The sequence below is a fragment of the Geobacillus sp. PK12 genome, assembly GCF_004123125.1.
Taxonomy (GTDB): domain Bacteria; phylum Bacillota; class Bacilli; order Bacillales; family Anoxybacillaceae; genus Geobacillus; species Geobacillus zalihae.
The window spans coordinates 150,121-174,160 of the sequence record NZ_SDKL01000020.1; the positions used below are offsets into that span (position 1 = coordinate 150,121).

The 24,040-nt window shown below is 54.0% G+C and carries 26 protein-coding genes, 1 riboswitch and 3 other annotated features; of the genes, 23 read left to right on the top strand and 3 right to left on the bottom strand.

Features of this window, described 5'->3' with window-relative positions:
• The first annotated feature begins 9 nt into the window (after positions 1-9).
• From ETR37_RS08980 to ETR37_RS09045, 14 genes are all read left to right on the top strand, one after another.
• On the top strand, positions 10-1,038 hold the full coding sequence (locus ETR37_RS08980; protein ID WP_014196517.1) for a glyceraldehyde-3-phosphate dehydrogenase: 1,029 nt from the start codon (positions 10-12) through the stop codon (positions 1,036-1,038).
• Positions 1,039-1,352: 314 nt separating this feature from the next.
• Positions 1,353-1,727: an adenosylmethionine decarboxylase gene (gene speD, locus ETR37_RS08985; RefSeq protein ID WP_011232199.1), complete on the top strand. Its 375-nt coding sequence runs from the start codon at positions 1,353-1,355 to the stop codon at positions 1,725-1,727.
• A gap of 123 nt (positions 1,728-1,850) precedes the next feature.
• Positions 1,851-2,249 (top strand): aminotransferase class IV, encoded by a 399-nt coding sequence (locus ETR37_RS08990; protein ID WP_011232198.1) that lies wholly within the window; start codon positions 1,851-1,853, stop codon positions 2,247-2,249.
• Positions 2,250-2,316: 67 nt separating this feature from the next.
• Entirely contained in the window at positions 2,317-2,778 is a 462-nt protein-coding gene (gene nrdR, locus ETR37_RS08995) for a transcriptional regulator NrdR (RefSeq protein WP_013144522.1), read from the top strand.
• A gap of 105 nt (positions 2,779-2,883) precedes the next feature.
• Entirely contained in the window at positions 2,884-4,269 is a 1,386-nt protein-coding gene (locus ETR37_RS09000; RefSeq protein WP_011232196.1) for a replication initiation and membrane attachment family protein, read from the top strand.
• 11 nt (positions 4,270-4,280) lie between these two features.
• The gene (dnaI, locus tag ETR37_RS09005; RefSeq protein WP_013144524.1) at positions 4,281-5,222 is read left to right on the top strand and encodes a primosomal protein DnaI; all 942 of its coding nucleotides are present in this window, start codon (positions 4,281-4,283) and stop codon (positions 5,220-5,222) included.
• A gap of 348 nt (positions 5,223-5,570) precedes the next feature.
• Positions 5,571-6,446, top strand: a complete 876-nt coding sequence (ytxC, locus tag ETR37_RS09010) for a putative sporulation protein YtxC (RefSeq protein WP_011232194.1) — start codon at positions 5,571-5,573, stop codon at positions 6,444-6,446.
• A gap of 45 nt (positions 6,447-6,491) precedes the next feature.
• Positions 6,492-6,722: a binding site (T-box leader), on the top strand.
• A gap of 59 nt (positions 6,723-6,781) precedes the next feature.
• Complete coding sequence (thrS, locus tag ETR37_RS09015; RefSeq protein ID WP_129447159.1) at positions 6,782-8,740, top strand: threonine--tRNA ligase; 1,959 nt, start codon at positions 6,782-6,784, stop codon at positions 8,738-8,740.
• A 226-nt stretch (positions 8,741-8,966) separates the two neighbouring features.
• Positions 8,967-9,100, top strand: a sequence feature (ribosomal protein L20 leader region).
• Positions 9,101-9,156: 56 nt separating this feature from the next.
• A complete protein-coding gene (infC, locus tag ETR37_RS09020) occupies positions 9,157-9,678 on the top strand; it encodes a translation initiation factor IF-3 (RefSeq protein ID WP_074044349.1) in 522 nt (173 codons plus the stop codon).
• Positions 9,679-9,691: 13 nt separating this feature from the next.
• On the top strand, positions 9,692-9,892 hold the full coding sequence (gene rpmI / locus ETR37_RS09025; protein WP_011232191.1) for a 50S ribosomal protein L35: 201 nt from the start codon (positions 9,692-9,694) through the stop codon (positions 9,890-9,892).
• A gap of 25 nt (positions 9,893-9,917) precedes the next feature.
• A complete protein-coding gene (rplT, locus tag ETR37_RS09030) occupies positions 9,918-10,277 on the top strand; it encodes a 50S ribosomal protein L20 (protein ID WP_011232190.1) in 360 nt (119 codons plus the stop codon).
• A 108-nt stretch (positions 10,278-10,385) separates the two neighbouring features.
• Entirely contained in the window at positions 10,386-10,637 is a 252-nt protein-coding gene (locus tag ETR37_RS09035; protein ID WP_041470570.1) for a DUF1294 domain-containing protein, read from the top strand.
• A 251-nt stretch (positions 10,638-10,888) separates the two neighbouring features.
• On the top strand, positions 10,889-11,374 hold the full coding sequence (locus ETR37_RS09040) for a dUTP diphosphatase (protein ID WP_025039320.1): 486 nt from the start codon (positions 10,889-10,891) through the stop codon (positions 11,372-11,374).
• 92 nt (positions 11,375-11,466) lie between these two features.
• Positions 11,467-12,555 (top strand): M42 family metallopeptidase, encoded by a 1,089-nt coding sequence (locus ETR37_RS09045; protein WP_015375580.1) that lies wholly within the window; start codon positions 11,467-11,469, stop codon positions 12,553-12,555.
• A 28-nt stretch (positions 12,556-12,583) separates the two neighbouring features.
• Here the strand turns inward: ETR37_RS09045 and sspI are convergent, their stop codons facing one another.
• Positions 12,584-12,793, bottom strand: a complete 210-nt coding sequence (gene sspI, locus ETR37_RS09050; RefSeq protein WP_015375579.1) for a small acid-soluble spore protein SspI — start codon at positions 12,791-12,793, stop codon at positions 12,584-12,586.
• A 127-nt stretch (positions 12,794-12,920) separates the two neighbouring features.
• Here sspI and ETR37_RS09055 point away from each other — a divergent pair, with 127 nt between their 5' ends.
• The 5 genes from ETR37_RS09055 (at position 12,921) to pheT (ending at position 18,902) form a co-directional block, all read left to right on the top strand.
• On the top strand, positions 12,921-13,664 hold the full coding sequence (locus tag ETR37_RS09055; protein WP_015375578.1) for an HI0074 family nucleotidyltransferase substrate-binding subunit: 744 nt from the start codon (positions 12,921-12,923) through the stop codon (positions 13,662-13,664).
• A gap of 128 nt (positions 13,665-13,792) precedes the next feature.
• Positions 13,793-14,317 (top strand): peptide-methionine (S)-S-oxide reductase MsrA, encoded by a 525-nt coding sequence (gene msrA, locus ETR37_RS09065; RefSeq protein WP_013144533.1) that lies wholly within the window; start codon positions 13,793-13,795, stop codon positions 14,315-14,317.
• Positions 14,314-15,066, top strand: coding sequence for a TrmH family RNA methyltransferase (locus tag ETR37_RS09070; RefSeq protein WP_060788427.1), 753 nt, complete (start codon positions 14,314-14,316; stop codon positions 15,064-15,066). Before msrA ends, ETR37_RS09070 begins: the two co-directional genes overlap by 4 nt.
• A gap of 87 nt (positions 15,067-15,153) precedes the next feature.
• Positions 15,154-15,389, top strand: a binding site (T-box leader).
• 42 nt (positions 15,390-15,431) lie between these two features.
• Positions 15,432-16,466 carry a phenylalanine--tRNA ligase subunit alpha gene (gene pheS / locus ETR37_RS09075; protein ID WP_015375576.1) on the top strand — a complete coding sequence of 345 codons (1,035 nt, stop codon included), beginning with the start codon at positions 15,432-15,434 and terminating at the stop codon, positions 16,464-16,466.
• Positions 16,467-16,487: 21 nt separating this feature from the next.
• Positions 16,488-18,902 carry a phenylalanine--tRNA ligase subunit beta gene (pheT, locus tag ETR37_RS09080; protein WP_129447160.1) on the top strand — a complete coding sequence of 805 codons (2,415 nt, stop codon included), beginning with the start codon at positions 16,488-16,490 and terminating at the stop codon, positions 18,900-18,902.
• Positions 18,903-19,205: 303 nt separating this feature from the next.
• Here pheT and ETR37_RS09085 read toward each other — a convergent pair whose 3' ends face one another.
• Positions 19,206-20,129, bottom strand: coding sequence for a helix-turn-helix transcriptional regulator (locus ETR37_RS09085; protein WP_129447161.1), 924 nt, complete (start codon positions 20,127-20,129; stop codon positions 19,206-19,208).
• Between the two features lie 124 nt (positions 20,130-20,253).
• Between ETR37_RS09085 and modA the strand changes: the two genes are divergently transcribed.
• The 4 genes from modA (at position 20,254) to ETR37_RS09105 (ending at position 22,443) form a co-directional block, all read left to right on the top strand.
• Complete coding sequence (gene modA, locus ETR37_RS09090) at positions 20,254-21,045, top strand: molybdate ABC transporter substrate-binding protein (protein WP_020756292.1); 792 nt, start codon at positions 20,254-20,256, stop codon at positions 21,043-21,045.
• A 150-nt stretch (positions 21,046-21,195) separates the two neighbouring features.
• A riboswitch (Fluoride riboswitch) is annotated at positions 21,196-21,258 on the top strand.
• Positions 21,259-21,304: 46 nt separating this feature from the next.
• Positions 21,305-21,694, top strand: a complete 390-nt coding sequence (locus tag ETR37_RS09095; RefSeq protein ID WP_033006426.1) for a fluoride efflux transporter FluC — start codon at positions 21,305-21,307, stop codon at positions 21,692-21,694.
• Positions 21,694-22,044 carry a fluoride efflux transporter CrcB gene (gene crcB / locus ETR37_RS09100; RefSeq protein ID WP_033006429.1) on the top strand — a complete coding sequence of 117 codons (351 nt, stop codon included), beginning with the start codon at positions 21,694-21,696 and terminating at the stop codon, positions 22,042-22,044. The genes ETR37_RS09095 and crcB overlap by 1 nt, the downstream gene beginning before the upstream one ends.
• Positions 22,045-22,131: 87 nt before the next feature.
• Positions 22,132-22,443: a contact-dependent growth inhibition system immunity protein gene (locus ETR37_RS09105; protein ID WP_164977994.1), complete on the top strand. Its 312-nt coding sequence runs from the start codon at positions 22,132-22,134 to the stop codon at positions 22,441-22,443.
• A gap of 129 nt (positions 22,444-22,572) precedes the next feature.
• Here ETR37_RS09105 and ETR37_RS09110 read toward each other — a convergent pair whose 3' ends face one another.
• On the bottom strand, positions 22,573-23,853 hold the full coding sequence (locus ETR37_RS09110) for an alkaline phosphatase (protein WP_129447163.1): 1,281 nt from the start codon (positions 23,851-23,853) through the stop codon (positions 22,573-22,575).
• Positions 23,854-24,040 lie beyond the last annotated feature (187 nt).

Here is a 24,040-nt window from a genome sequence, read left to right on the forward strand (position 1 = left end):
ACAAAGTGAATGAAGGCGAAAGTGGCGATTAACGGTTTCGGACGAATCGGACGGATGGTGTTCCGGCGCGCCATCAATTCCTCTGACCTCGACATTGTGGCGGTGAACGCCAGCTATCCGCCGGAAACGTTAGCCCATTTAGTGAAATATGACTCAAACCACGGTAAATTTGACGGTGAGGTCATCGCCTTGGAAGACGGCCTGCTCGTCAACGGCAAAAAAGTGAGGCTGTTAAACTCGCGCGACCCGAAACAGCTGCCGTGGAAAGAGCTTGATATCGATATTGTGATTGAAGCGACCGGAAAATTCAACGACCGCGAAAAGGCGAGCCTTCACCTTGAGGCAGGGGCGAAGCGCGTCATTTTAACCGCCCCGGGCAAAAATGAAGATGTGACGATCGTTGTTGGCGTCAACGAGCATATGCTTGACATCGACCGCCATTTCATCATTTCGAACGCCTCGTGTACGACAAACTGTTTGGCTCCGGTCGTCAAAGTGCTCGATGAAGCGTTTGGGATTGAAAACGGCCTGATGACGACAGTTCACGCGTATACGAACGACCAAAAAAACATCGACAACCCGCATAAAGATTTGCGCCGCGCCCGCTCATGCGCGCAGTCGATCATCCCGACGACAACGGGAGCGGCGAAAGCGCTTGGCCTAGTGCTGCCGCATTTAAAAGGGAAGCTTCATGGCATGGCGCTCCGCGTCCCGACGCCGAACGTCTCGCTCGTCGACTTGGTCGTCGACTTGAAGCGCGATGTGACGGTTGATGAGGTGAACGAGGCGCTGATCCGCGCTGCCGACGGCCCATTGAAAGGCATCTTGGATTTCACGATGGAGCCGCTTGTCTCGATCGATTTCAATACGAATCCGCATTCTGCGATTATCGACGGCCTGTCGACGATGGTGATGGAAGGGCGAAAAGTGAAAGTGCTCGCTTGGTATGACAATGAATGGGGCTATTCGTGCCGCGTCGTTGATTTAGCCCATCTTGTCGCGGCCAAAATGAATGAGCGTCTCAGCGTCAATGCGTAACAGCGGTTCGATGTGAAGCGCGCCGCCTGCGCTATGGCTTTTGCGATCCGCACAAACGGATCGGGCCACGGTGCGGGCGTGGGCGCTTTTTCTCTTTTTTATGCAAAAAAATTAAAAAAGCCTGTTGCAAAAACCCCCTAAACAAAGTATACTATGTCTCGTGAACTTCTTAACGGCAAGGGTAATGTGACTACTTAAAGGGTTAGGACCTCTTAGGACTAACTTTCCCCCGTGGTAGTTATACATGCCATTTTGCAACTCACCTTCTGTTTTTTTATTTGTTTGAGAAAATTGGTTAAAGGGGGATTCTTTTCATGGACACGATGGGTCGTCACGTTATCTCGGAACTTTGGGGATGCGACTTTGACAAACTGAATGATATTGATTTTATTGAAAAAACGTTCGTTGACGCCGCGTTAAAGTCGGGAGCGGAGATTCGCGAAGTGGCGTTCCATAAATTCGCTCCGCAAGGCGTAAGCGGGGTCGTCATTATTTCGGAATCGCATTTGACGATTCACACGTTTCCCGAACACGGCTATGCGAGCATTGATGTGTATACATGCGGCCATTTAGACCCGACGATTGCCGCCGATTACATTGCCGAAATGCTGGGTGCGCAAACGCGGGAAACGATTGAACTTCCGCGCGGCATGCGCCCAATCGAAGTGAAAAAGGCGCAGGCGCTGTAATTGGATCATGATAAACCGAAAGGAGCGTAAGCGAAACGCTCCTTTTTTTGCGCCCTCGGCGGTACAACAGCGGCGAAAATCATGGTATGATGGAAGAAAAAGAATGACTAGGGAGACGTGGCAATGAGCATGTGGAAAACACTCAAATACGCCTTCACAAACCATTGTGAAACGCGGGAAAATCATGAAGATGAAGAGCTAAGAAGCCATTATTACAAAGCGACGAACCGCGCTGTGATCGATGCGGTCAAGGAGCTGCTCTCGTCGCTGCCTGGCGCCGAGCTCGTTTCTGTTTCCGAAGAGCGCGGCGAAATTTGTGCACAAACAAGGCGCGGCAAAAAGTTGTTTATCGTCGCTACCGTCATTTCCGTGCGGCCGTTTGAAACGGCGGTCGACTTTTCCGCGACGACGGAGACGAAGCTATTGCCGTTTGATTTTGGGCATAGCCGGGCGGTCATTCTCGATTTGTATCGGAAGCTCGACGCCCGCCTGCCCTATATCGGTTCCGGACTGAACAGCTAACTATATCTTGTCTGCTTTCGTCCATTCCGGTATGATAGAAAATAAGAAGATCAACGGAGTGGATGTTATGCGATGTCCTTCATGCCATCATCAAGGCACGCGCGTGCTTGACTCGCGCCCGGTTGAAGAGGGTCGTTCGATCCGCCGCCGGCGGGAGTGCGAACAGTGCCATTATCGGTTTACGACGTTTGAGCGGATCGAGGAGCCGCCGCTGATTGTTGTGAAAAAAGAGGGGACGCGCGAAGAATTTAGCCGGGAGAAAATTTTGCGCGGCTTGATCAAAGCGTGCGAGAAGCGGCCGGTGGCGCTCGAGGAGCTTGAAAAAGTGACGCAGGAAATTGAGCGCGAACTGCGCAATCAAGGCGTCTCGGAAGTGAAAAGCGAAACGATCGGCGAAATGGTGATGGAGCGCCTGTCACACATCGATGAGGTCGCCTATGTCCGCTTCGCTTCCGTCTATCGGCAGTTTAAAGATATTAATGTGTTCATTGAAGAACTGAAAGAGCTGATCAAAAAAGGGCAACGGTAAAAAGGGCTTTGGCGTTAGGCGGCAAGCCCTTTTTTTCAACGTCTTTTCGGCAGGAAAGGGGAGAGCCGGTTTGAAACGAATACGGCGAAATGGAAGGTCGGAGCGATGCAACACCATTGGAAAGAGCTGATTGCTGTCGACCGTTATACCGTGCAAAGCCGTGGGGTGTTGCAAGAGGTGGACCGTAAAGTGCTGACGCTGCTTTACCAGCCGCTCATCGGCTGCCGGGCGTTGGCGCTTTATATGACGCTTTGGGGGGAGCTTGAGCTGCTTGACGGCCAGGAAGCGACCCATCATCGGCTTATGGCGCTCATGCAGTGCGGACTGCCGGACATTTACAGCGAACGGTTGAAACTCGAAGGAATCGGGCTGCTCGACACATACGTCCACGCTAAAGAGGCGGATGAACCGAAGCTGTTTCTTTATGAGCTGCGCCCGCCGTTGGCGCCAGACCAGTTTTTCCGCGACGAGATGTTGAGCGTTTTTTTGCACCGGCAAGTCGGCCGCCACTTGTTTATCCAGCTGAGCAACTTTTTTGCCCGTCCGTCCATTGATGAAACGAAATTCACCCAGGTGACGCGGTCGTTTTCCGACGTGTTTTCGGCCGTGCCCGCTGAACAAATCGTCGCCGGCCTCAGCGAAGAAGCCGGGCCCGAGCTGCTTGAAGGGAAGGATCACATCAGGCGGGATGAGGCGTCGTATGTGCTTGATGATGATGTATTCGACTTTGAGCTGTTTTTTGCCGGCCTGTCCAAGCAGCTTGTGCCGCGCCGAGCGGTGACAGCGAAAGTGAAGGAAGCGATTAAAAAGCTGGCGTTTTTATACGGCATTCCGCCGCTTGAGATGCAAAAACTGGTCCTTGGCGTCATCGATCCGGCCTATCATATCGATATTGACGCGTTGCGCCGGGCGGCGCGCGAATGGTATGAGCTCGAACATGGCGGTGTCGAGCCGCGCCTCGTCGAACGAGTGCAGCCGCTCGCCTACCGGACGATGGAAAACATCGAACCGCGCACAAAAGAGGAGCAACTAATGAAACAGCTGGAAACAATTTCCCCGCGCCAGCTGCTGAAAGAGATTTCAGGCGGCGCTGAGCCGTCGCTTGCTGATTTGCAGCTGATCGAAGATGTGATGTTTAAGCAACAGCTGCTCCCCGGGGTTGTCAACGTGCTCATTTATTATGTCATGCTCCGGACGAATATGAAGCTGTCGAAAAAATATGTAGAAAAAATCGCCAGCCATTGGGCGCGCAAAAAGGTGAAAACCGTGAAGGAAGCCATGGAGCTGGCGAAAGAAGAGGCGAAAACATACCAAAACTGGGCGAACGAAAAGGAAAAAGGGACGCGGACGGTGCGCAAAGTCGTGCGCACGGAAATCGTCCCGGACTGGCTGAACATGGATTACAGCCAGCCGGATGATGATGATTTTGACGTCGAACAGGCGCGCAAAGAGCTTGAGGAACGGCTGAAAAAATACCGTGATGAATCATAGAGGGAAAAGCCATGGAACGAGTAAACCACCTGTTGCAGCGGTTGCTTGGCAATCAACGGTTTAAACAACGCTACGAACAAATGAAACGCTACATTTTGGAGCATCCGGACGTGCAGCCGTTTTTGCGGGCGCACGAACGGCAATTGTCGGCCGATGCGGTTGACCGCAGCTTGATGAAGCTGTATGAGTTCATCGAGCAGCACGGGAATTGCCGCCAATGTCCGGGCCTTGAGCGATGCAACAACATGCTGCCGGGGTACCATCCAAATTTGGTGGTCAACGGTGGAAGGATCGACGTTGAGTACGACCGCTGCCCAAAAAAAGTGCAGCATGACGAGCGAAAACGGCAAGAGTCGCTCATTCAAAGCATGTTCATGCCGCGCGAAATCTTGCGTGCTTCGCTCTCTGACGTCGATCTCAATGACGATGGGCGGATCAAAGCGATCCGATTTGCCGAGCGGTTTGTGGCGGAATACGAGCCAGGGAAAAAAATGAAAGGCTTGTATTTGCACGGATCGTTTGGGGTGGGCAAAACGTATTTGCTCGCCGCGATCGCCAACGAGCTGGCGAAGCGAAACGTTTCGTCGCTGATCGTCTACGTGCCCGAGCTGTTTCGTGAGATGAAACATTCGCTTCAAGACCAGACGATGAACGAAAAGCTTGATTATATCAAAAAAGTGCCGGTGCTGATGCTCGATGATCTTGGGGCGGAGGCGATGTCAAGCTGGGTGCGCGATGATGTGTTTGGCCCGATCTTGCAATACCGGATGTTTGAAAACTTGCCGACGTTTTTCACGTCGAACTTTGATATGCAGCAGCTCGCCCATCATTTGACGTATTCGCAGCGCGGCGAAGAAGAGAAGGTGAAGGCGGCGCGCATTATGGAGCGAATCCGCTATTTGGCCTATCCGATTGAAATCACTGGACCGAACCGCCGCGAGCAAAATATATAAAGGCGATTTGAAACGTTGCCGTTTGCACAGGCATGTTGATTAACCCATAAAAACTAGTTGAGCAGGTTCTGTTTCTAGCTTTTCTGCCGTAGTCGGCAAGCGGTTCGTTTGCCGACTGGGGCTGACCCAAAAGGGTAATTTCCCTTAAACAAAACACAACATATTGTTTCTTAATTTAATTGTTTTATGCCTGTATACGGTAATAAGAAAGGGTGTCCCGATCCTTTTGGGGCACCCTCTCCTCGAACAATGAACGCCGCTAAGCTTTGTGGTTTTTTAGTCTAAACAGCCCGTTGTCCCCATATATATAAACCAAGCATGCCTTTCGGGCTAAAGGGGGGACAGCGGGTGATCGAAATCCATTTTGACGAGGCAAGCGAGGCGGAAAAATTGGTTGGGCTGCTAGATCACCGGCAACCGGATGACGGTCCGCTGTTTCATGCCGCTTATGACGGGAACAAAACCGTGGCGGTTTACATACAGGGCGAGGAGAAGCGTGTGCTTGAGGAGCATATCATCCCAGCGATGACGGCGTTTATGCAGGAGGTGATGGAAGACCGGCTGCTGCTATCCATCATTGCCAATGTTTTTTATTTCCGCGACGTCGAAGAACAGCAGCAAATTTTGGCCCTCGCTCATTCATTTTTGGACGGCGAGCGGCGCGATTACCGGAAAAGCGCGGCGTTTGCCGCCTCGCGCACCGTGATGTTGCGCGACGCTTTTGCCTCCTTTTTGCGCGACGGCTTGTCATTTTCGTTTTCTTCGTTCGTTACGTTCCGGTTAAAGCCGTATATGGAGCGCCTCCAACATTATGTCGAGCTGGCGATTGATGAATACAAGCTGGAGCAGGAGTATCAAAATTTTGTGCAAATGCTGCGCGACTGCCTGGCTGGCCGGACGCCGCAATGGCCGCGCCTGTATTTGGTGCACGATCCGCCGCACTTCGTATTTTACGACAGCGAGCGGCGGGAGCTGTCGGCGGCGGAAGTGAGACAGTTGATCGACCGCCATCTCGTCTTCAGCCAGCCGATGTATATTGATGCATCGGTGCTCGCTCCGCTTGTCTCGCTCGCTCCGGCGGAAATTGAGCTGTACACCGATCATCCGGATGACGGCATGGTGCAGACACTGCAAAACGTGTTTCAAGAACGGCTGATCGTCTGCCGCCGCGCCGATTTTTCCCGCTTGTTTGCCGCCAACGCTGGAAATGGGGGAGAAGCTTGATTTTTCCTGCTGTTTTCGCTATAATGACGTCATGAATATGGATGAATACAAGCGATGACGAGGACATGGGCGCATTTTTACGGTTTCCAGAGAGGGAAGGCAGCGGCTGGAACCTTCCTAACACGAAAAATGCGCTTACCCCCTCAGAGCTGCGGCAGCGAACGCAACGCCCAGTAGTTGCCGCCGGTGGACGACCGTTATTCTTGTTGAGCCATGGCATGGCGAGGCGTTGCCATGGGAAGAAGGGTGGAACCACGATGAAAACTCGTCCCTTTAGGAGGGAGGAGTTTTTTTATTTTTCCATTTTCATCATCATGACAAAGGAGTGATTGCCAATGCCAGACGTCATTCGCATCACGTTCCCAGATGGGGCGGAAAAGGAGTTTCCGAAGGGGACGACGACGGAAGACATCGCTGCCTCGATCAGCCCGGGGCTGAAGAAAAAAGCGATCGCCGGCAAACTGAACGGCCGGTTCGTTGATTTGCGCACGCCGCTTCACGAAGATGGCGAGCTTGTCATCATTACCCAAGACATGCCGGAGGCGCTTGACATTTTGCGCCATAGCACCGCCCACTTAATGGCGCAGGCGATCAAGCGGCTGTATGGCAACGTCAAGCTCGGCGTCGGTCCGGTCATTGAAAACGGCTTTTACTATGATATCGACATGGAGCGTAAGCTGACGCCAGACGACCTCTCGAAAATCGAAGCGGAAATGCGCAAGATTGTCAAAGAAAATTTGGACATCGTCCGCAAAGAAGTGAGCCGCGAAGAAGCCATCCGGCTGTATGAAGAAATCGGCGATGAGTTGAAGCTCGAGTTGATCGCCGATATTCCGGAAGGCGAGCCGATTTCGATTTATGAGCAAGGCGAGTTTTTCGACCTTTGCCGCGGCGTGCACGTGCCGTCGACTGGAAAAATCAAAGAGTTCAAGCTGCTCAGCATCTCGGGGGCCTACTGGCGCGGCGACAGCAACAACAAAATGCTGCAGCGCATCTACGGCACGGCCTTTTTCAAAAAGGAAGACTTGGATCGTTATTTGCGCCTGCTTGAAGAAGCGAAAGAGCGCGATCACCGCAAATTAGGCAAAGAGCTTGAGCTGTTTACGACATCGCAACAAGTCGGACAAGGCTTGCCGCTATGGCTGCCGAAAGGAGCGACGATCCGCCGCATTATCGAACGGTACATCGTCGACAAAGAAGTGGCGCTCGGATACGATCATGTCTACACACCGGTGCTCGGCAGCGTCGAGCTGTACAAGACATCGGGCCATTGGGACCATTACAAAGAAAACATGTTCCCGCCGATGGAGATGGACAACGAAGAACTTGTGCTTCGTCCGATGAACTGCCCGCACCATATGATGATTTACAAAAGCAAGCTGCACAGCTACCGCGAGCTGCCGATCCGCATCGCCGAGCTCGGCACGATGCACCGCTATGAAATGTCTGGAGCGCTTACCGGCCTGCAGCGCGTCCGCGGCATGACGCTCAACGACGCCCACATTTTCGTGCGCCCGGACCAAATCAAAGACGAGTTCAAGCGCGTCGTCAACTTGATTTTGGAAGTCTATAAGGATTTCGGCATTGAGGAATACTCGTTCCGCTTGTCTTACCGCGATCCGCATGACAAAGAAAAATATTACGATGACGATGAAATGTGGGAAAAAGCCCAACGCATGCTGCGGGAAGCCATGGACGAGCTCGGCCTCGACTACTACGAAGCGGAAGGGGAAGCGGCGTTTTACGGGCCGAAGCTCGATGTGCAAGTGCGCACGGCGCTTGGCAAAGACGAGACGCTCTCGACGGTGCAGCTTGACTTCCTGTTGCCCGAGCGCTTTGATTTGACGTACATTGGCGAGGATGGGAAGCCGCATCGTCCGGTCGTCATCCATCGCGGCGTCGTCTCGACGATGGAGCGGTTTGTCGCGTTCCTCATCGAGGAGTATAAAGGTGCGTTTCCGACATGGCTCGCCCCGGTTCAAGTCAAAGTGATCCCCGTGTCGCCGGAGGCGCACCTCGATTACGCGTATGACGTGCAGCGGACGTTGAAAGAACGCGGCTTCCGCGTCGAAGTCGACGAGCGCGACGAAAAAATCGGCTATAAAATCCGCGAAGCGCAAATGCAAAAAATCCCGTACATGCTCGTTGTCGGCGATAAAGAAGTGTCTGAGCGAGCGGTCAACGTCCGCCGCTATGGCGAAAAAGAAAGCCAGACGATGGGGCTTGACGAGTTTATGGCCTTGCTCGCTGACGATGTGCGGGAAAAACGGACAAGATTAGGGAAAGCGCAATAAACCGTTGACAGGCGACATAAACGTTCAAGCGCCACAAGGAAGCAACGGTGGCGATGGCCCATGTCATGGGCGGTTTTTCAAAGAAATGGCGGCGTGAACAAGATTTTCTCTTGCCAATTGAATGTTGATCCGCTATAATAAAGGGCGTTGTGTTTATCAAGATCCGCTCCTTGACATGCCATCGCCAAGGTGGTATAGTGTATAAAGTGGAATGATGGCTTGTTTGTAACAAAAGCAGAAGCACCCCGCTTCTCACCTGACCGACGCCAAGACGGCTGTTGGCAGGTTGTTACGGTTCGTCAATGCGAGTGTAAGGACGTACTGCGCGGGTGCTTTGTGCATCTGCGCTTTTTTTTGGCTGGAAGTGGGGCTCTGCTGGCAAACAAGCCAGTCGGAAAAAACCTTGGAGGTGGCTCATTATTAGCAAAGATTTTATTATCAACGAACAAATTCGTGCCCGTGAAGTGCGCTTGATCGACCAAAACGGCGAACAGCTTGGCATCAAGTCGAAGCAGGAGGCGCTTGAGATTGCGGCAAGACGCAACTTGGATCTTGTGCTTGTCGCGCCGAACGCCAAACCGCCCGTTTGCCGCATCATGGACTACGGCAAATTCCGCTTCGAGCAGCAGAAGAAAGAGAAAGAAGCGCGCAAAAAACAAAAAGTGATCAACGTCAAAGAGGTGCGCCTCAGCCCGACGATCGAGGAGCATGACTTCAACACGAAGCTGCGCAATGCGCGCAAGTTTTTGGAAAAAGGCGATAAAGTGAAGGCGACGATCCGCTTTAAAGGTCGGGCGATCACCCATAAAGAAATTGGGCAGCGCGTCCTTGACCGCTTCTCGGAAGCGTGCGCCGACATTGCCGTTGTCGAAACGGCGCCGAAAATGGACGGGCGCAACATGTTTTTAGTGCTCGCACCGAAAAACGACAACAAGTAAGGAGGAACCTGCGATGCCAAAAATGAAAACTCACCGCGGCTCGGCGAAACGGTTCAAAAAAACGGCCAGCGGCAAATTAAAACGCGGCCACGCGTACACGAGCCACTTGTTTGCCAATAAAACGAAAAAACAAAAGCGTCATCTCCGCAAAGCGACGCTTGTCTCGCCTGGCGATTTCAAACGCATCCGCCAAATGCTTGACAACTTGAAATAACGACCGACTATAGGAGGGAACGATTATGCCACGCGTAAAAGGTGGACCAGTGACGCGCAGACGTCGCAAAAAAGTGTTAAAACTCGCAAAAGGCTATTTCGGCGCGAAACACGCATTATATAGAGTCGCGAACCAACAAGTGATGAAATCGCTCATGTATGCGTATCGCGACCGCCGTCAACGGAAGCGCGACTTCCGCAAACTGTGGATTGTCCGCATCAACGCAGCGGCTCGCCAAAATGGCTTGTCCTACAGCCGTTTGATGCACGGCTTGAAGCTGGCCGGCGTGGAAGTGAACCGGAAAATGCTCGCCGACTTGGCGGTGAACGACCAAGCGGCATTTGCTCAACTCGCCGATTTGGCGAAAGCGAACTTGAATAAGTAACCATGACGGCCATCCTAACAAAGGGTGGCCGTTTTTTTTTCGGCAACGAAATGGGGGGCTTGAAAGCCGATCAGCGCTGCTGTTTTTCTGTCAAGGAAAGGGATGGATATGGTACAATACGGAATAGCGATCAATCTTCTTGCCTTTTTTATGATGGGGCTCGACAAACAAAAAGCGAAACGCCGCCGCTTTCGCATCGCCGAGCGGACGCTTTGGCTGCTGGCGTTTGCGGGCGGGGCCATCGGTGCGGCAGCTGGAATGTACACGTTTCGCCATAAAACGCGCCATCGGGCTTTTGGCTATGGCTTGCCGCTGTTGGCAGCGGTGGAGCTGTTTCTCTATTGGCGATGGATGAGGTAGAAAGGGGAGGAGAGAGTCAACTACTCCCACTTAGCTAACGCTTGAAGTGGGGGCTTGCAACTCCCCAGANNACGGTTACAACGTTTCCTGTAACCAACTCCATACATCGAGTAGCAGTTATTGGAGTGCCTTTATTGAACGGTTTTCTCCACGCCTTTATTATATCATACACAAAAGAAAGGGGGAACGCGCATTCCTCTCCCACTTACTCCCTTTGGTCGTTGAAGTGGGAGTCTCCTGCGCGAAATAGGATGAATTGGCCTTTGCTTTACGATATGCAGCGCATGTTGGATGAGCGGATTGAAACAGAGCACGGCCTTATGCATGAGGACTTGTTCAATCGGAAAATGCTTGCGTTTCTCGTCGAACTTGGGGAGCTGGCCAATGAGACGCGCTGTTTTAAATTTTGGAGCGTGAAACCGTCGGCGCCGGCGGAACGGGTGCTGGAGGAATATGTCGACGGTTTGCATTTTTTGCTGTCGCTCGGGCTGGATTGCGGGCTGTTTTATGAAAGCCGGGAGCTTCCGGCTGTCGAGCGGCCGCTTGTTGAGCAGTTTTTGGCCATCTTTCGCGCCGCCGAGCGGTTCGGGGAGACGAGAGCGCGAGGGGAATATGATGCGCTGTTTGCGGAGTATTGGCGGCTTGGCGTGGCGCTCGGTTTTTCTTCCGACGACATCGAGGCGGCGTATCGGCGGAAAAATGAAGTGAACCACAAGCGGCAAAACGAGCGCTACTGATCTTTTTTCGGGTGGCGAATGATTCATTTTGCCAATCGTCAGCCTTTTCAAGTATAATAAAAAAGTGGACAAAACCGGAAAGGGGTGCCAAGATGGCGAAGTTGGACGAAACGTTGACGATGCTGAAAGCGCTGACCGATGCGAAAGGCGTCCCGGGCAATGAGCGGGAAGCGCGCGATGTGATGAAGACATACATAGCTCCGTATGCGGATGAAGTGACAACGGATGGCCTCGGCAGCTTGATCGCCAAAAAAGAAGGGAAATCGGGCGGGCCGAAAGTGATGATCGCCGGCCATTTGGATGAAGTCGGCTTTATGGTGACGCAAATCGACGACAAAGGATTCATCCGCTTCCAAACGCTTGGCGGATGGTGGAGCCAAGTAATGCTCGCCCAGCGCGTGACGATCGTGACGAAAAAAGGCGACATCACCGGCGTCATCGGTTCGAAGCCGCCGCACATTCTGCCGCCGGAGGCGCGCAAAAAACCGGTGGAAATCAAAGATATGTTCATCGACATCGGCGCGACAAGCCGCGAGGAAGCGATGGAGTGGGGCGTCCGCCCGGGCGATATGATCGTGCCGTATTTTGAATTTACGGTATTGAACAATGAAAAAATGCTGCTCGCGAAAGCATGGGACAACCGGATCGGCTGTGCGGTCGCCATCGATGTGCTCAAGCAGCTGAAAGGCGTCGACCATCCAAACACGGTATACGGCGTCGGCACGGTGCAGGAAGAAGTCGGCTTGCGCGGCGCGCGCACGGCCGCCCAATTCATTCAGCCAGATATCGCGTTTGCTGTTGATGTCGGCATTGCCGGCGATACACCGGGCGTGTCGGAAAAAGAAGCGATGGGCAAACTCGGCGCCGGCCCGCACATCGTCCTGTACGACGCGACGATGGTGTCGCACCGCGGCTTGCGCGAATTCGTCATCGAAGTGGCGGAAGAGCTGAACATTCCGTACCATTTTGATGCCATGCCGGGCGGCGGTACGGATGCGGGAGCGATTCATTTAACGGGCAGCGGCGTTCCGTCGCTCACGATCGCCATCCCGACGCGCTACATCCACTCGCACGCCGCCATTTTGCATCGCGACGACTACGAGAACACGGTCAAGCTGCTTGTTGAGGTGATCAAACGGCTTGACGCCGACAAAGTGAAACAACTGACGTTTGACGAATAAAAACACCGGCCAATTCGGCCGGTATTCGTCATTGTTTAACCGCCTGCTCGAGCGTGGTGAGCATCATGTCTTTTTGCTGTTCATTGGCGTGCGTCCAAATGGCTTCAAAGAGGACGCCGAGGCCGGGCAAATATTTTTCCTCGCCACGCTGGATCGCGTCCTCGATTGTATTCTCGAGCTGTTCTTTCGAGTTGTTGGCGACGTTGTGCATAATGGCTTTCCGCAAGTTCAAATCCATTTGTCTCACCTCATTGGCCGTATTGTACACCGTTATCGTTTGCCAATGGCGGCGGATTTATACATGGAGCGGCTCTCGTATATGGTATAATAGAGGAAAAACTAGACCGAAATGAGTGATGGCGACGATGGACGAGAAACCGCTCTATGGATTGGAACGAACGGTATTTCGCCAACTGCTCCATCTATTTTCCCGTTATGCTGATGTCATTGAAAAAGTCATTTTGTTCGGCTCAAGAGCACGAGGCGATTACAAGGAAGGATCGGATATCGATTTGGCGATCCAATTTCGAAAACCGGGAGGCCCGCTGTACCTCCTGCAATCGGACTTGGATGAACTTCCGATCATTTATCCGATCGATGTTGTTGATTACAATCAAATTCACAACGAACAGCTAAAAATGAATATTGACCAAGAAGGAAAGACGATTTTTCAAACGAACGAGCACGGGAAGGTGATGGTCACCATGAGCCGGCTGATGGATCGATTTTACGATTTCGAACGGGCGCTCTCCAAACTCCGGCAAAGTGCCGCAAGAGACGCTCAAACGGATGACCTTGTTGTTGATGCGACCATTCAACGCTTTGAATTCACGTACGAACTAGCATGGAAATGGATGAAACTTTATTTGGAGCATCAGGGATACGCTGAAGTGACGAGTCCGAGGAAAACGATTCGCGAGGCGTTTCGGGAAGGGTTGATTCAAGACGGAGAGACATGGCTTCGCATGCTCGAAGACCGCAACCGGACGTCCCATACGTATGACGAAGAAACGGCGATGGACATTTACGAACGCATCCGTACACACTATATCCCGCTGTTTGACCGTTTGCTTGACGAAATGAAACGACAGCTTGACTCAGTGACATGAGCGGCCGGCGTGCGGAACGGAACGAGCCTGGCTTTGTGAAGGAACTTGGCTTTGGTCGTGAAAGATGACAACGGCACACATTTTGTTATAATCAAATGAAGAAACTTGACGAATGAGGTGACGACACAATGGAAAAAGCGACATTCGCCGGCGGCTGCTTTTGGTGCATGGTGACGCCGTTTGAGGAGCTTGACGGCATTTACGGCATCGTCTCCGGCTATACGGGCGGGCATGTCGAAAACCCAACATACGAGCAAGTGAAAACCGGCACGACCGGCCATTACGAAGCGGTGCAAATCACGTTTGACCCGGACGTCTTTCCGTATGAGCGGCTGTTGGAGCTGTATTGGTGTCAAATCGACCCGACCGATGACGGCGGCCAGTTTCACGACCGCGGGCCGCAATACCGGACGGCGATTTTTTACCATAACGAAAAACAGCGCCAGCTCGCCGAGCAGTCAAAGCGGGCGCTCGAGGAAAGCGGGCGCTTCTCGAAGCCGATTGTAACGAAAATTTTGCCGGCGACGACGTTTTACCCGGCGGAAGAGTATCATCAAAACTACCATAAGAAAAATCCGGAGCATTACAAACAAGACCGCGCCGCGTCCGGGCGCGACGAGTTTATCGCCAAACATTGGGGGACGAAACGGTGAAGCGGATCGAATCGCCGAAAAATGCGCGCGTCAAACAATGGAAAAAGCTGCTGACCAAAAAAGGGCGCGATGAGACCGGATTGTTTTTGCTTGAAGGGTTTCATCTTGTCGAAGAGGCTGTAAAAAGCAACGCGCCGCTTGTTGAGCTGATGGTGGACGAGCGGACAGCCATCCCGCCCGGCTGGGACGTCAGCGTCCCGGTTGTGATCGTGACCGAAGCGGTGATGAGGGCGATCAGCAGCACGGAGACGCCGCAAGGCATCGCCGCGGTGTGCCGAAAGTTGCCAGCCGAGCTTGAAGGTGTGAAGACCGCCTTGCTCATTGACGCCGTGCAAGACCCGGGCAATCTCGGGACGATGATTCGCACCGCCGATGCCGCCGGGATCGATGCTGTCATCCTTGGCGAAGGGTGCGCCGATGTGTACAATCCGAAAGTCGTGCGGGCGACGCAAGGGTCGCTGTTTCATCTTCCGGTTGTCAAAGGCGATTTGGTGCAATGGATCGCGCGTTTCAAGGAGCAGGGCATTCCGGTGTACGGAACGGCCTTGGAGAATGCCGTCGATTACCGCACCGTTCCGCCTTCGTCTTCCTTCGCCTTGCTCGTCGGCAATGAAGGAAGCGGCGTCCGGCGCGAATGGCTCGAGATGACGACGGAAACCATCTACATCCCGATTTACGGCCAAGCCGAGTCGCTGAATGTCGCCGTCGCGGCCGGAATTTTGCTTTATTCCTTGCAGGCGGTGCGGTAAACGATGAGCTGCGCAAAGAAATTTCGGCCTGACCTTGCCTTTGCCCACTCATTTGCGTATAATGAATAGCGACAATTTCCCATACGGACAACAACGATGACGGAGAAAAGTAGCTTGCTGCTCGCCATCCAGGGAGAAAACGCCGGAGACTGGGAGCGTTTTTATGGCTGACGCAAGTGAAGTTCACCTCCCGAGTTGACACCGGGACCATCCCAAAAGGGGATGTAAAGGTGTTCCGGCTTTCGGCCGTTATCGCAATGAAGTGAACAGCGCATTTCGGCTGTTAACAAGGGTGGTACCGCGAGCAACAACTCGTCCCTTACCGGGGGGGCGGGTTTTTTATTTTGGATAGAGGAGGGACTCAAGTGAAAGAACGGCTGTACGAGCTGAAGCAAGAAGCGCTTCGCCGAATCGATGAGGCGAAAGACGTCAAAGCACTGAATGACGTGCGCGTCGCTTACTTGGGCAAAAAAGGGCCGATCACCGAAGTGCTGCGCGGCATGGGGGCATTGCCGCCGGAAGAGCGCCCGAAACTCGGCGCGCTGGCCAATGAAGTGAGAGCGGCGATTCAGCAGGCGCTCGAGGCGAAACAAGCGAAACTGGAACAGGAGGAAGTCGAGCGGAAGCTGGCCGCCGAAGCGATCGATGTGACGCTGCCGGGACGACCTGTGAGTCTTGGCAATCCCCATCCGCTGACGCGCGTCATTGAAGAAATTGAAGATTTGTTTATCGGCATGGGCTATACGGTCGCCGAAGGGCCGGAAGTCGAGACCGACTATTACAACTTTGAGGCGCTCAATTTGCCGAAAGGCCACCCGGCCCGCGATATGCAAGATTCGTTTTACATCACGGAGGAGATTTTGCTTCGCACCCACACATCGCCGATGCAGGCGCGGACGATGGAAAAACACCGCGGGCGCGGCCCGGTGAAAATCATTTGTCCGGGCAAAGTGTACCGCCGCGATACGGACGATGCGACGCATTCGCACCAGTTTACGCAAATTGAAGGATTGGTTGTGGATCGGAACATCCGGATGAGCGATTTGAAAGGGACGCTGCGCGAATTTGCCCGCAAGCTGTTCGGGGAAGGGCGCGACATCCGCTTCCGGCCGAGCTTTTTCCCGTTCACCGAGCCGTCGGTCGAAGTCGATGTGTCCTGCTTCCGATGCGAAGGGCGGGGCTGCGGCGTCTGCAAAGGCACCGGCTGGATCGAAATTTTAGGCGCCGGCATGGTGCATCCGAACGTGCTTGAGATGGCCGGCTTTGATTCGAAAACGTACACCGGCTTTGCGTTCGGCATGGGGCCGGAGCGGATCGCGATGCTGAAGTACGGCATTGACGACATCCGTCATTTCTATCAAAACGATCTACGTTTCTTGCGGCAATTTTTGCGTGTGTAACAGAAAAAGGAGGGGTTTTCCATGCTCGTGTCTTACCGTTGGCTGAGCGAGTACGTCGATTTGACGGGGGTCACCGCCGCGGAACTCGCTGATCGCATCACGAAAAGCGGCATTGAAGTCGAGCGGGTTGAGGCGCTCGACCGCGGGATGAACGGCGTCGTCATCGGCCATGTGCTCGAGTGCGAGCCGCACCCGAACGCGGATAAACTGCGGAAATGCCTCGTTGACCTTGGCGAAGGCGAGCCGGTGCAAATCATTTGCGGCGCCCCGAACGTCGCCAAAGGGCAAAAGGTCGCCGTCGCCAAAGTCGGGGCGGTGCTGCCGGGCAATTTCAAAATCAAACGGGCGAAGCTGCGCGGGGAAGAATCGAACGGAATGATTTGTTCGCTCCAAGAGCTCGGCGTCGAAACGAAAGTCGTGCCGAAAGAGTATGCAGACGGCATTTTCGTCTTTCCGAGCGATGCGCCGGTCGGCGCCGATGCACTGGAATGGCTCGGCTTGCACGATGAAGTGCTCGAACTGTCTTTGACGCCCAACCGCGCCGATTGTTTAAGCATGATCGGCGTCGCCTATGAAGTCGCCGCCATTCTCGGCCGCGATGTAAAACTGCCGGAAGCGGCGGTCAAGGAAAACAGCGAACATGTCCATGAATACATTTCCGTGCGCGTTGAGGCGCCGGAAGACAATCCGCTGTACGCCGGGCGGATTGTGAAAAACGTCCGGATCGGCCCGTCGCCTCTTTGGATGCAAGCGCGTTTGATGGCGGCCGGCATTCGCCCGCACAACAACGTCGTCGACATTACGAACTACATTTTGCTTGAGTACGGCCAGCCGCTTCATGCGTTTGACTACGACCGCCTCGGTTCGAAGGAGATTGTCGTCCGCCGTGCAAAAGCGGGCGAAACGATCATCACCCTTGATGATGTCGAGCGGAAGCTGACGGAAGAACATCTCGTCATCACCAACGGCCGCGAGCCGGTCGCCTTAGCCGGCGTGATGGGCGGGGCGAATTCGGAAGTGCGCGACGACACGACGACCGTGTTCATTGAAGCGGCGTACTTTACAAGCCCGGTCATCCGCCAAGCGGTGAAAGACCACGGGCTGCGCAGCGAGGCGAGCACCCGATTTGAAAAAGGGATCGATCCAGCGCGGACGAAAGAAGCGCTCGATCGCGCCGCGGCGTTGATGTCGGAATACGCCGGCGGCGAGGTCGTCGGCGGCATCGTCGAAGCGAGCGTGTGGCGCCAAGACTCAGTGGTGGTGACGGTCACGCTCGAACGCATCAACGGCGTCCTCGGCACGGCAATGTCGAAAGAGGAAGTGGCCGCGATTCTTTCGAACTTGCAATTTCCGTTTACGGAAGACAACGGAACGTTCACGATCCACGTCCCGTCGCGTCGGCGCGACATTGCAATTGAAGAAGATATCATTGAAGAAGTCGCCCGTTTGTACGGCTACGACCGCCTGCCGGCGACGCTGCCGGTGGCCGAGGCGAAACCGGGCGGACTCACGCCGTACCAGGCGAAGCGCCGCCGCGTCCGCCGCTATTTGGAAGGAGCCGGCTTGTTCCAAGCGATCACGTATTCGTTGACGAGCCCGGACAAAGCGACGCGCTTTGCGCTTGAGACGGCCGAACCGATCCGCTTGGCGCTGCCGATGAGCGAAGAGCGGAGCGTTCTTCGACAAAGCTTGATTCCGCATCTGCTCGAAGCGGCGAGCTACAACCGCGCCCGCCAAGTCGAGAACGTCGCCTTGTACGAAATCGGCTCTGTCTACTTGTCCAAAGGAGAACACGTCCAACCGGCGGAAAACGAGCGGCTTGCCGGCGTTCTCACCGGCTTATGGCACGCCCATTTGTGGCAAGGCGAGAAAAAAGCGGCTGATTTTTACGTCGCCAAAGGCGTTCTTGACGGGTTGTTCGACTTGCTTGGGCTGTCCAAGCGCATCGCGTACCGCCCGGCGAAACGCGCCGATTTGCATCCGGGACGGACGGCGGAGATTGCGCTTGACGGCAAGGTGATCGGCTTTGTCGGCCAGCTCCATCCGGCCGTGCAAAAAGAGTACGATTTAAAAGAAACGTACGTGTTCGAGCTCGCCTTGGCCGAGCTGTTGAACGCCGAAAGTGAAGCGATCCGCTACGAGCCGATTCCGCGATTCCCGTCCGTCGTGCGCGACATTGCCTTGGTCGTTGACGAAATGGTCGAAGCCGGCGCCTTGAAGCAGGCGATTGCCGAAGCCGGGAAACCGCTTGTTAAAGACGTCTCCCTCTTTGACGTCTACAAAGGCGACCGCCTGCCGGACGGGAAAAAATCGCTCGCCTTCTCGCTCCGCTACTACGATCCGGAGCGGACGCTCACGGATGAAGAAGTCGCCGCCGTCCACGAGCGGGTGCTCGCCGCGGTCGAGAAACAATTTGGCGCGGTGCTGCGCGGGTAAAACGAAAAGCTGTTCCAAAAAGCGACTCGCTTTTGGAACAGCTTTTTTTGGATGGATGGCATAGAATCGGAGCAAGGAAATAGGATTTGGAAGGTTCCGCTGAATCATCGCCTGATGTCCAAAACATGCATATAGATGCCATTTGAAGCTTTAAGATTCGTCGCTTTTCCTAAGCATTGGATCGACTGCCAAGACGTGATGGAGGCAAGCCTTGGCAGTCGAAAAAATGGACAAGCGGCTTTTCCATTAAGGAGATGGTAAACGTTTTCGTTGCGTCGATACAGATGCGGTTGTGCTGCCCTGTCAGCCGCGTTCGGCGATGATTTGCCCGGTTTGCGACACATCGTACCCGCCGAGCGCTTCGAGTTCGGTGCGGAACGAATCGGAGCGGAGCACGTCGAGCACGGAAGCGATGAGCGATTCATTCTCCGGCGTCCGCAGCATGACGACATCATACTGTTCGTTCATTAGCGGAATGAACTCGACGCCGGCCATTCGCGCCACCTTTTCCGTGCCGATGCCGACATCGGCGAGACCTGACGCCACCGCGGAGGCGACGCTCAAATGGCTTGTTTCCTCACGCTCATAGCCGCGAATGGCGGACGGCGACAATCCATGCAGGCGCAGCTGTTCATCTAACAGGACGCGCGCCCCGGCCCCTTTCTCCCGATTGACGATCACGACGTCGCTCCTTCCTAAGTCGCGCCACGTTTGAATGCTGCGAGGATTGCCTTTTGACACATAAAATCCAATCGGCCGGCGCATGACGTTCACCATGATGTACGCATGGCCTGTCAACAGCTTTTCCACATACGGACGGTTGTACTCGCCTGTCTGCCCGTCAAACAAATGCACGCTGACGATGTCGCATTGCCCTTTATACAGGGCGATCAGCCCATTGAGGCTGCTCGTGTAGGTGCGGAGCGATTGATAAGGGCCGTTTTTTTCCAGATGGACGCCAAGCAAATCGAGCGCCGCATCTTGGCCGCTGATGATGATGGGGCGAACGGCGGCTTCGACCGGCCGTGAAACGGCGGAAGAAACGGGACTTGTCTCCCCTTTTTGCCCGTCGATGTACCGGCGAAGATCATCCGCGGTAATCCGCATTTGCCGCCCGACGCGAAAGGCGGGCAGCTTCCCTTTTTTCACTAAATCGTACACCGTTAGTTTGGACACTTTTAATAAGGAAGCGATTTCTTCAATCGTGTATGACTGCGGCTCCGTCATCATGCCATCCTCCTTTCTTTCATTGTAGCGCAAAGAACGCATGGGGAAAAATTTTTCTTTCCTAACTACTTATTATTATTTATAATTAGATATCATTACATATAAAAAGATAAGGGGGAGACAGATGCGAAAAATCGCATGGCTTGCCGCATTGCTCTTGCTGTTCGGCTTGTATGGCTGCGACAGCGGCTCAAAAGAGGGGAAGGGGCAAACGAAACCGGCGGATAAAGTGGAGCTCACCGTCTCCGCCGCCGCCAGTCTGCAAGAAGCGCTGGAAGAAGCGAAAACGGCGTTTGAACGAAAGCATCCGAACATCCGCATCCAATACAATTTCGGTGCGTCGGGCGCGTTGCAAAAGCAAATTTCCGAAGGGGCGCCGGTCGATCTTTTCTTTTCGGCGGCCGCTGTGCCGTTTGAAAAATTGAAAGCAGAAGGGTTGATCGATTCCAAACACGAAAAAACAGTGCTGGCGAACGAACTCGTCCTCATTGCGCCAAAACAAGGGGAAGGAGCGGTTCAGTCGCTCGATGACATCATCCGCGCCAAACGGATCGCCATCGGCATCCCCGAATCGGTGCCGGCCGGTATGTACGCGAAACAAACATTGGAGAAGGCGGGGCTGTGGGAGAAGGTGGCACCGAAGCTCGTGTACGCGAAAGACGTTCGCCAAGTGTTGACGTATGTGGAAACCGGCAACGTCGACGCCGGATTTGTGTACCGGACGGACGCGCTCGCCTCGGAGAACGTCAATATCGTCGCTGCAGTGCCAAGCGGCATGCACGACCCGATCGTCTATCCGCTTGGTGTCGTCAAGACGAGCAAACATCTCAAGGAGGCGCAACAGTTTTACTCGTATTTGACAAGCGGTCCAGCGTTGCAAATGTTCGAAGAGCACGGATTTCGCCGCGCCCGCTAGAAGACTGGTGGGCGAGTAAAAATACCGCTGAATCCTGTCTTTTCTCAACTAGAGAAGCCTAGCACAATCAGCCTTCTTTTTTGGCAAAATGCCGCCTGTTTGCTGTCCTTCACATGGGAAGGGGACATATGGTAAAATAACAAACAAGAAAACGTTATAGGCGATGGAGTTCGCCATAACCGCCGGCTTCCGGCTGATGACTCCTGCTGCAAATGAAAAGCGGCAGGAGTCTGTTTATTTTACGAAGGAGGGATGGTTATTGGTCTATCTCGCCGTCGGCGCAGCCGGCATGATCGGCGCGCTTGTCCGCTATGTCGTTGGTCTTGTCGTGCCCGCTGCCTGGTTGGGAGGGGTTCCGCTCGGAACGCTTTTGGTGAACTGGACCGGCTCGTTTTTGCTCAGCTGGCTTACGGTGGTGTTCACCCGCCGCCCGTCTTGGCCGCCGTGGCTGAAAACAGCGGCGACGACCGGGTTCATCGGCTCGTATACGACGTTTTCGACGCTCAGCGTCGAATGTGTGGAATGGATGGAACAAGGGCGCTTTGGCATGGCGGCCGTGTATATCGCCGCCAGCCTGTTCGGCGGCCTAGCCGCCGCATGGGCGGGATATGTTGCCGCCCATCCAAAGCGAAAGGAGGAAATAGCATGATGACCGCACCGCTATTGGTGATGATGGGGGGTTTTTTTGGCGCCATCTGCCGTTATGCCGTCAGCCGCTGGGCGGCTCGGCGTTCGCCGCGTTTTCCCATAGGGACGCTCATTGTCAACTTGCTTGGGTCCTTTTTGCTTGGCTGGCTCGCCGGAAGCGGCGCCGCCGATGCGACGAAGCTGCTTGTCGGCACCGGCTTCATGGGCGCGTTCACGACGTTTTCGACGTTGAAATGGGAAAGCGTGCAAATGATGCAGCAGCGCCAATGGGCGAAGGTGGTCGTTTATTTGGCGGCTACGTATTCGTGTGGCGTGTGGCTGGCGTGGCTTGGCTATCGCGTGGGGCGGTGATGAGCGGCAATGAAAAACGGGCTTGATTTCTGATCGGGGGGGGGAGAAAAGAGATTGCGATTTGTTGAGCCAGGGGAGGAGACTAGAATGGCGAGGGCAAGAGTGGAAGAGAGATTCAAGACATTGCGATACTTTATCGATGGCTACTATAACCAATCGATCGATGATGAGTTTGATGGTCGGATTCGCGATTTTCGCGATTATGAATCGAAATGTTTGGTCAACGCATTGCGGAGAGAGTTGGTTGATTTGCGAACAGTCGTCGCCCAAGCCGACAAGGAAACCTTTAAAAAAGTTGAAGTCTTTTTGCATGATAATCGTTTACGGTATATTGAATTCGAGGATGGCGAAGCGTTCATTGAGCGTGTCTTGCGCATTCTTGATGAAACGTCTTTTTGATGATGAAAAACCATTTTTTCACTTGTCTTTGGGCAATCCAGGTCAATGAATCAAAACCGATTCCCCGCAAACGATTCGTTCGCGGGGAATCGGAGATCGATGAAGGACAACGACCGAAACACGGATGCGTTATCTTTTGCTTTTTCCAAACAATAATTCTTCAAGAATATCATGAATGCGTGTATTCTCGTACACGCCGGTGAACCGCTCCGCCCCCGGGCCCATGGCCGTCAGCGGCACATCGGCGGCGGTGTGGCCCGTTGTCGTCCAGTCGAGGGCGAACGTTTGCGAAGAACCAGCGATGGCAAACGGGCCGTCTTCGCCGGAAATCGTCTTGCCGTCTCCCGACTCATCGGCGCCGCCCGGCGTTTCGATCGTCAAGCCGCCGCATTCATGGTCGGCGAGCACGAGGACGAGCGTATCCCGATGGCGCTTGGCGTATTGCTTCGCTACAGCGACCGCTTCGTCAAGCTGCTGGCCCGCTTTAAGCATGAGCGATCCGTTGTTTTCATGGCTCATTTCATCAATGGCTTCTTCTTCGACCACGAGGAAAAAGCCTTTTTTGTTTTGCGACAGCACATCCAACGCTTTTTTCGTCATATCAGGCAGCGGCACGACGGGATTGTACACATCCCCTTCCCCTTCCGGTCGCTGCTGGAACATTTCCTCATTGGCAAACAGCCCGAGCAGCTTGCGGCCGGACGCTTGTTTCAGCTCATCGGCGGTGCGGACGTACGTGTAGCCCAATTGTTTCGCCCGTTCAACCAAGTTGCCTTGCGTGCCTTTGCTTCCTTCTTCCGGATCTTCGGCTGGATGGTCGGGGTAATAGCCAGGATTTCCATCAGGGTACCAGTAATCCTCCCCGCCGCCCAAAATGACGTCCACTTTCGTTTGTTCAATGTATTGCTTGGCGATGTCGCTTTGCGCCGAACGACTGGCGGTGTGGGCAGCAAACGCGGCCGGTGTGGCGTCCGTCACTTGGGCGGTCGTGACAAGCCCTGTTGCCTTGCCGGCTTTTTTCGCTTGTTCCAAAATCGTTTCCACCGGTTTTCCTTGCAGATCAACAGAGATGGCGCCGTTGTACGTTTTCACGCCTGAGGCGATGGCAGTCGCCGCCGCGGCGGAGTCGGTAATGAATGATTTCGCGTCGGCAGAGTTCGTATGGACGAGGCCGCTGTACGGCATGCTGTCCATTTCCAATTCCCCGCTCAATCCTTTTGTAGCGAGGCGAATGGCGTTGCGATGCGCGGTGCCCATGCCATCGCCGACAAAAAGAATGACATTTTTCACTTCAAGCGGCTTCGATTGTTTCGCTGGGGCGGCCCATGCAGTTTGACCGGCATGATAAAGCGCCAGTCCGGCGCTCAGCCCGGCAATGAGCAAAGCCGTGCGGCGTTTCGATTGGAACATCGTTCTCCTCTCCCTTTTCAGATGATTTTGTCATTTTTATTGTACAAGCCAGATGTTAAGCGTTCGTGAATGCAATGTAATGGATTTGAAAAAATTTCCTCTCTATTCAGATTGGACGATAGAATGGTTTCTCCTTTGGCAACATTCCTTGTTGACTTTCTCTTTTTTCCTTGGTATCGTTACTAAT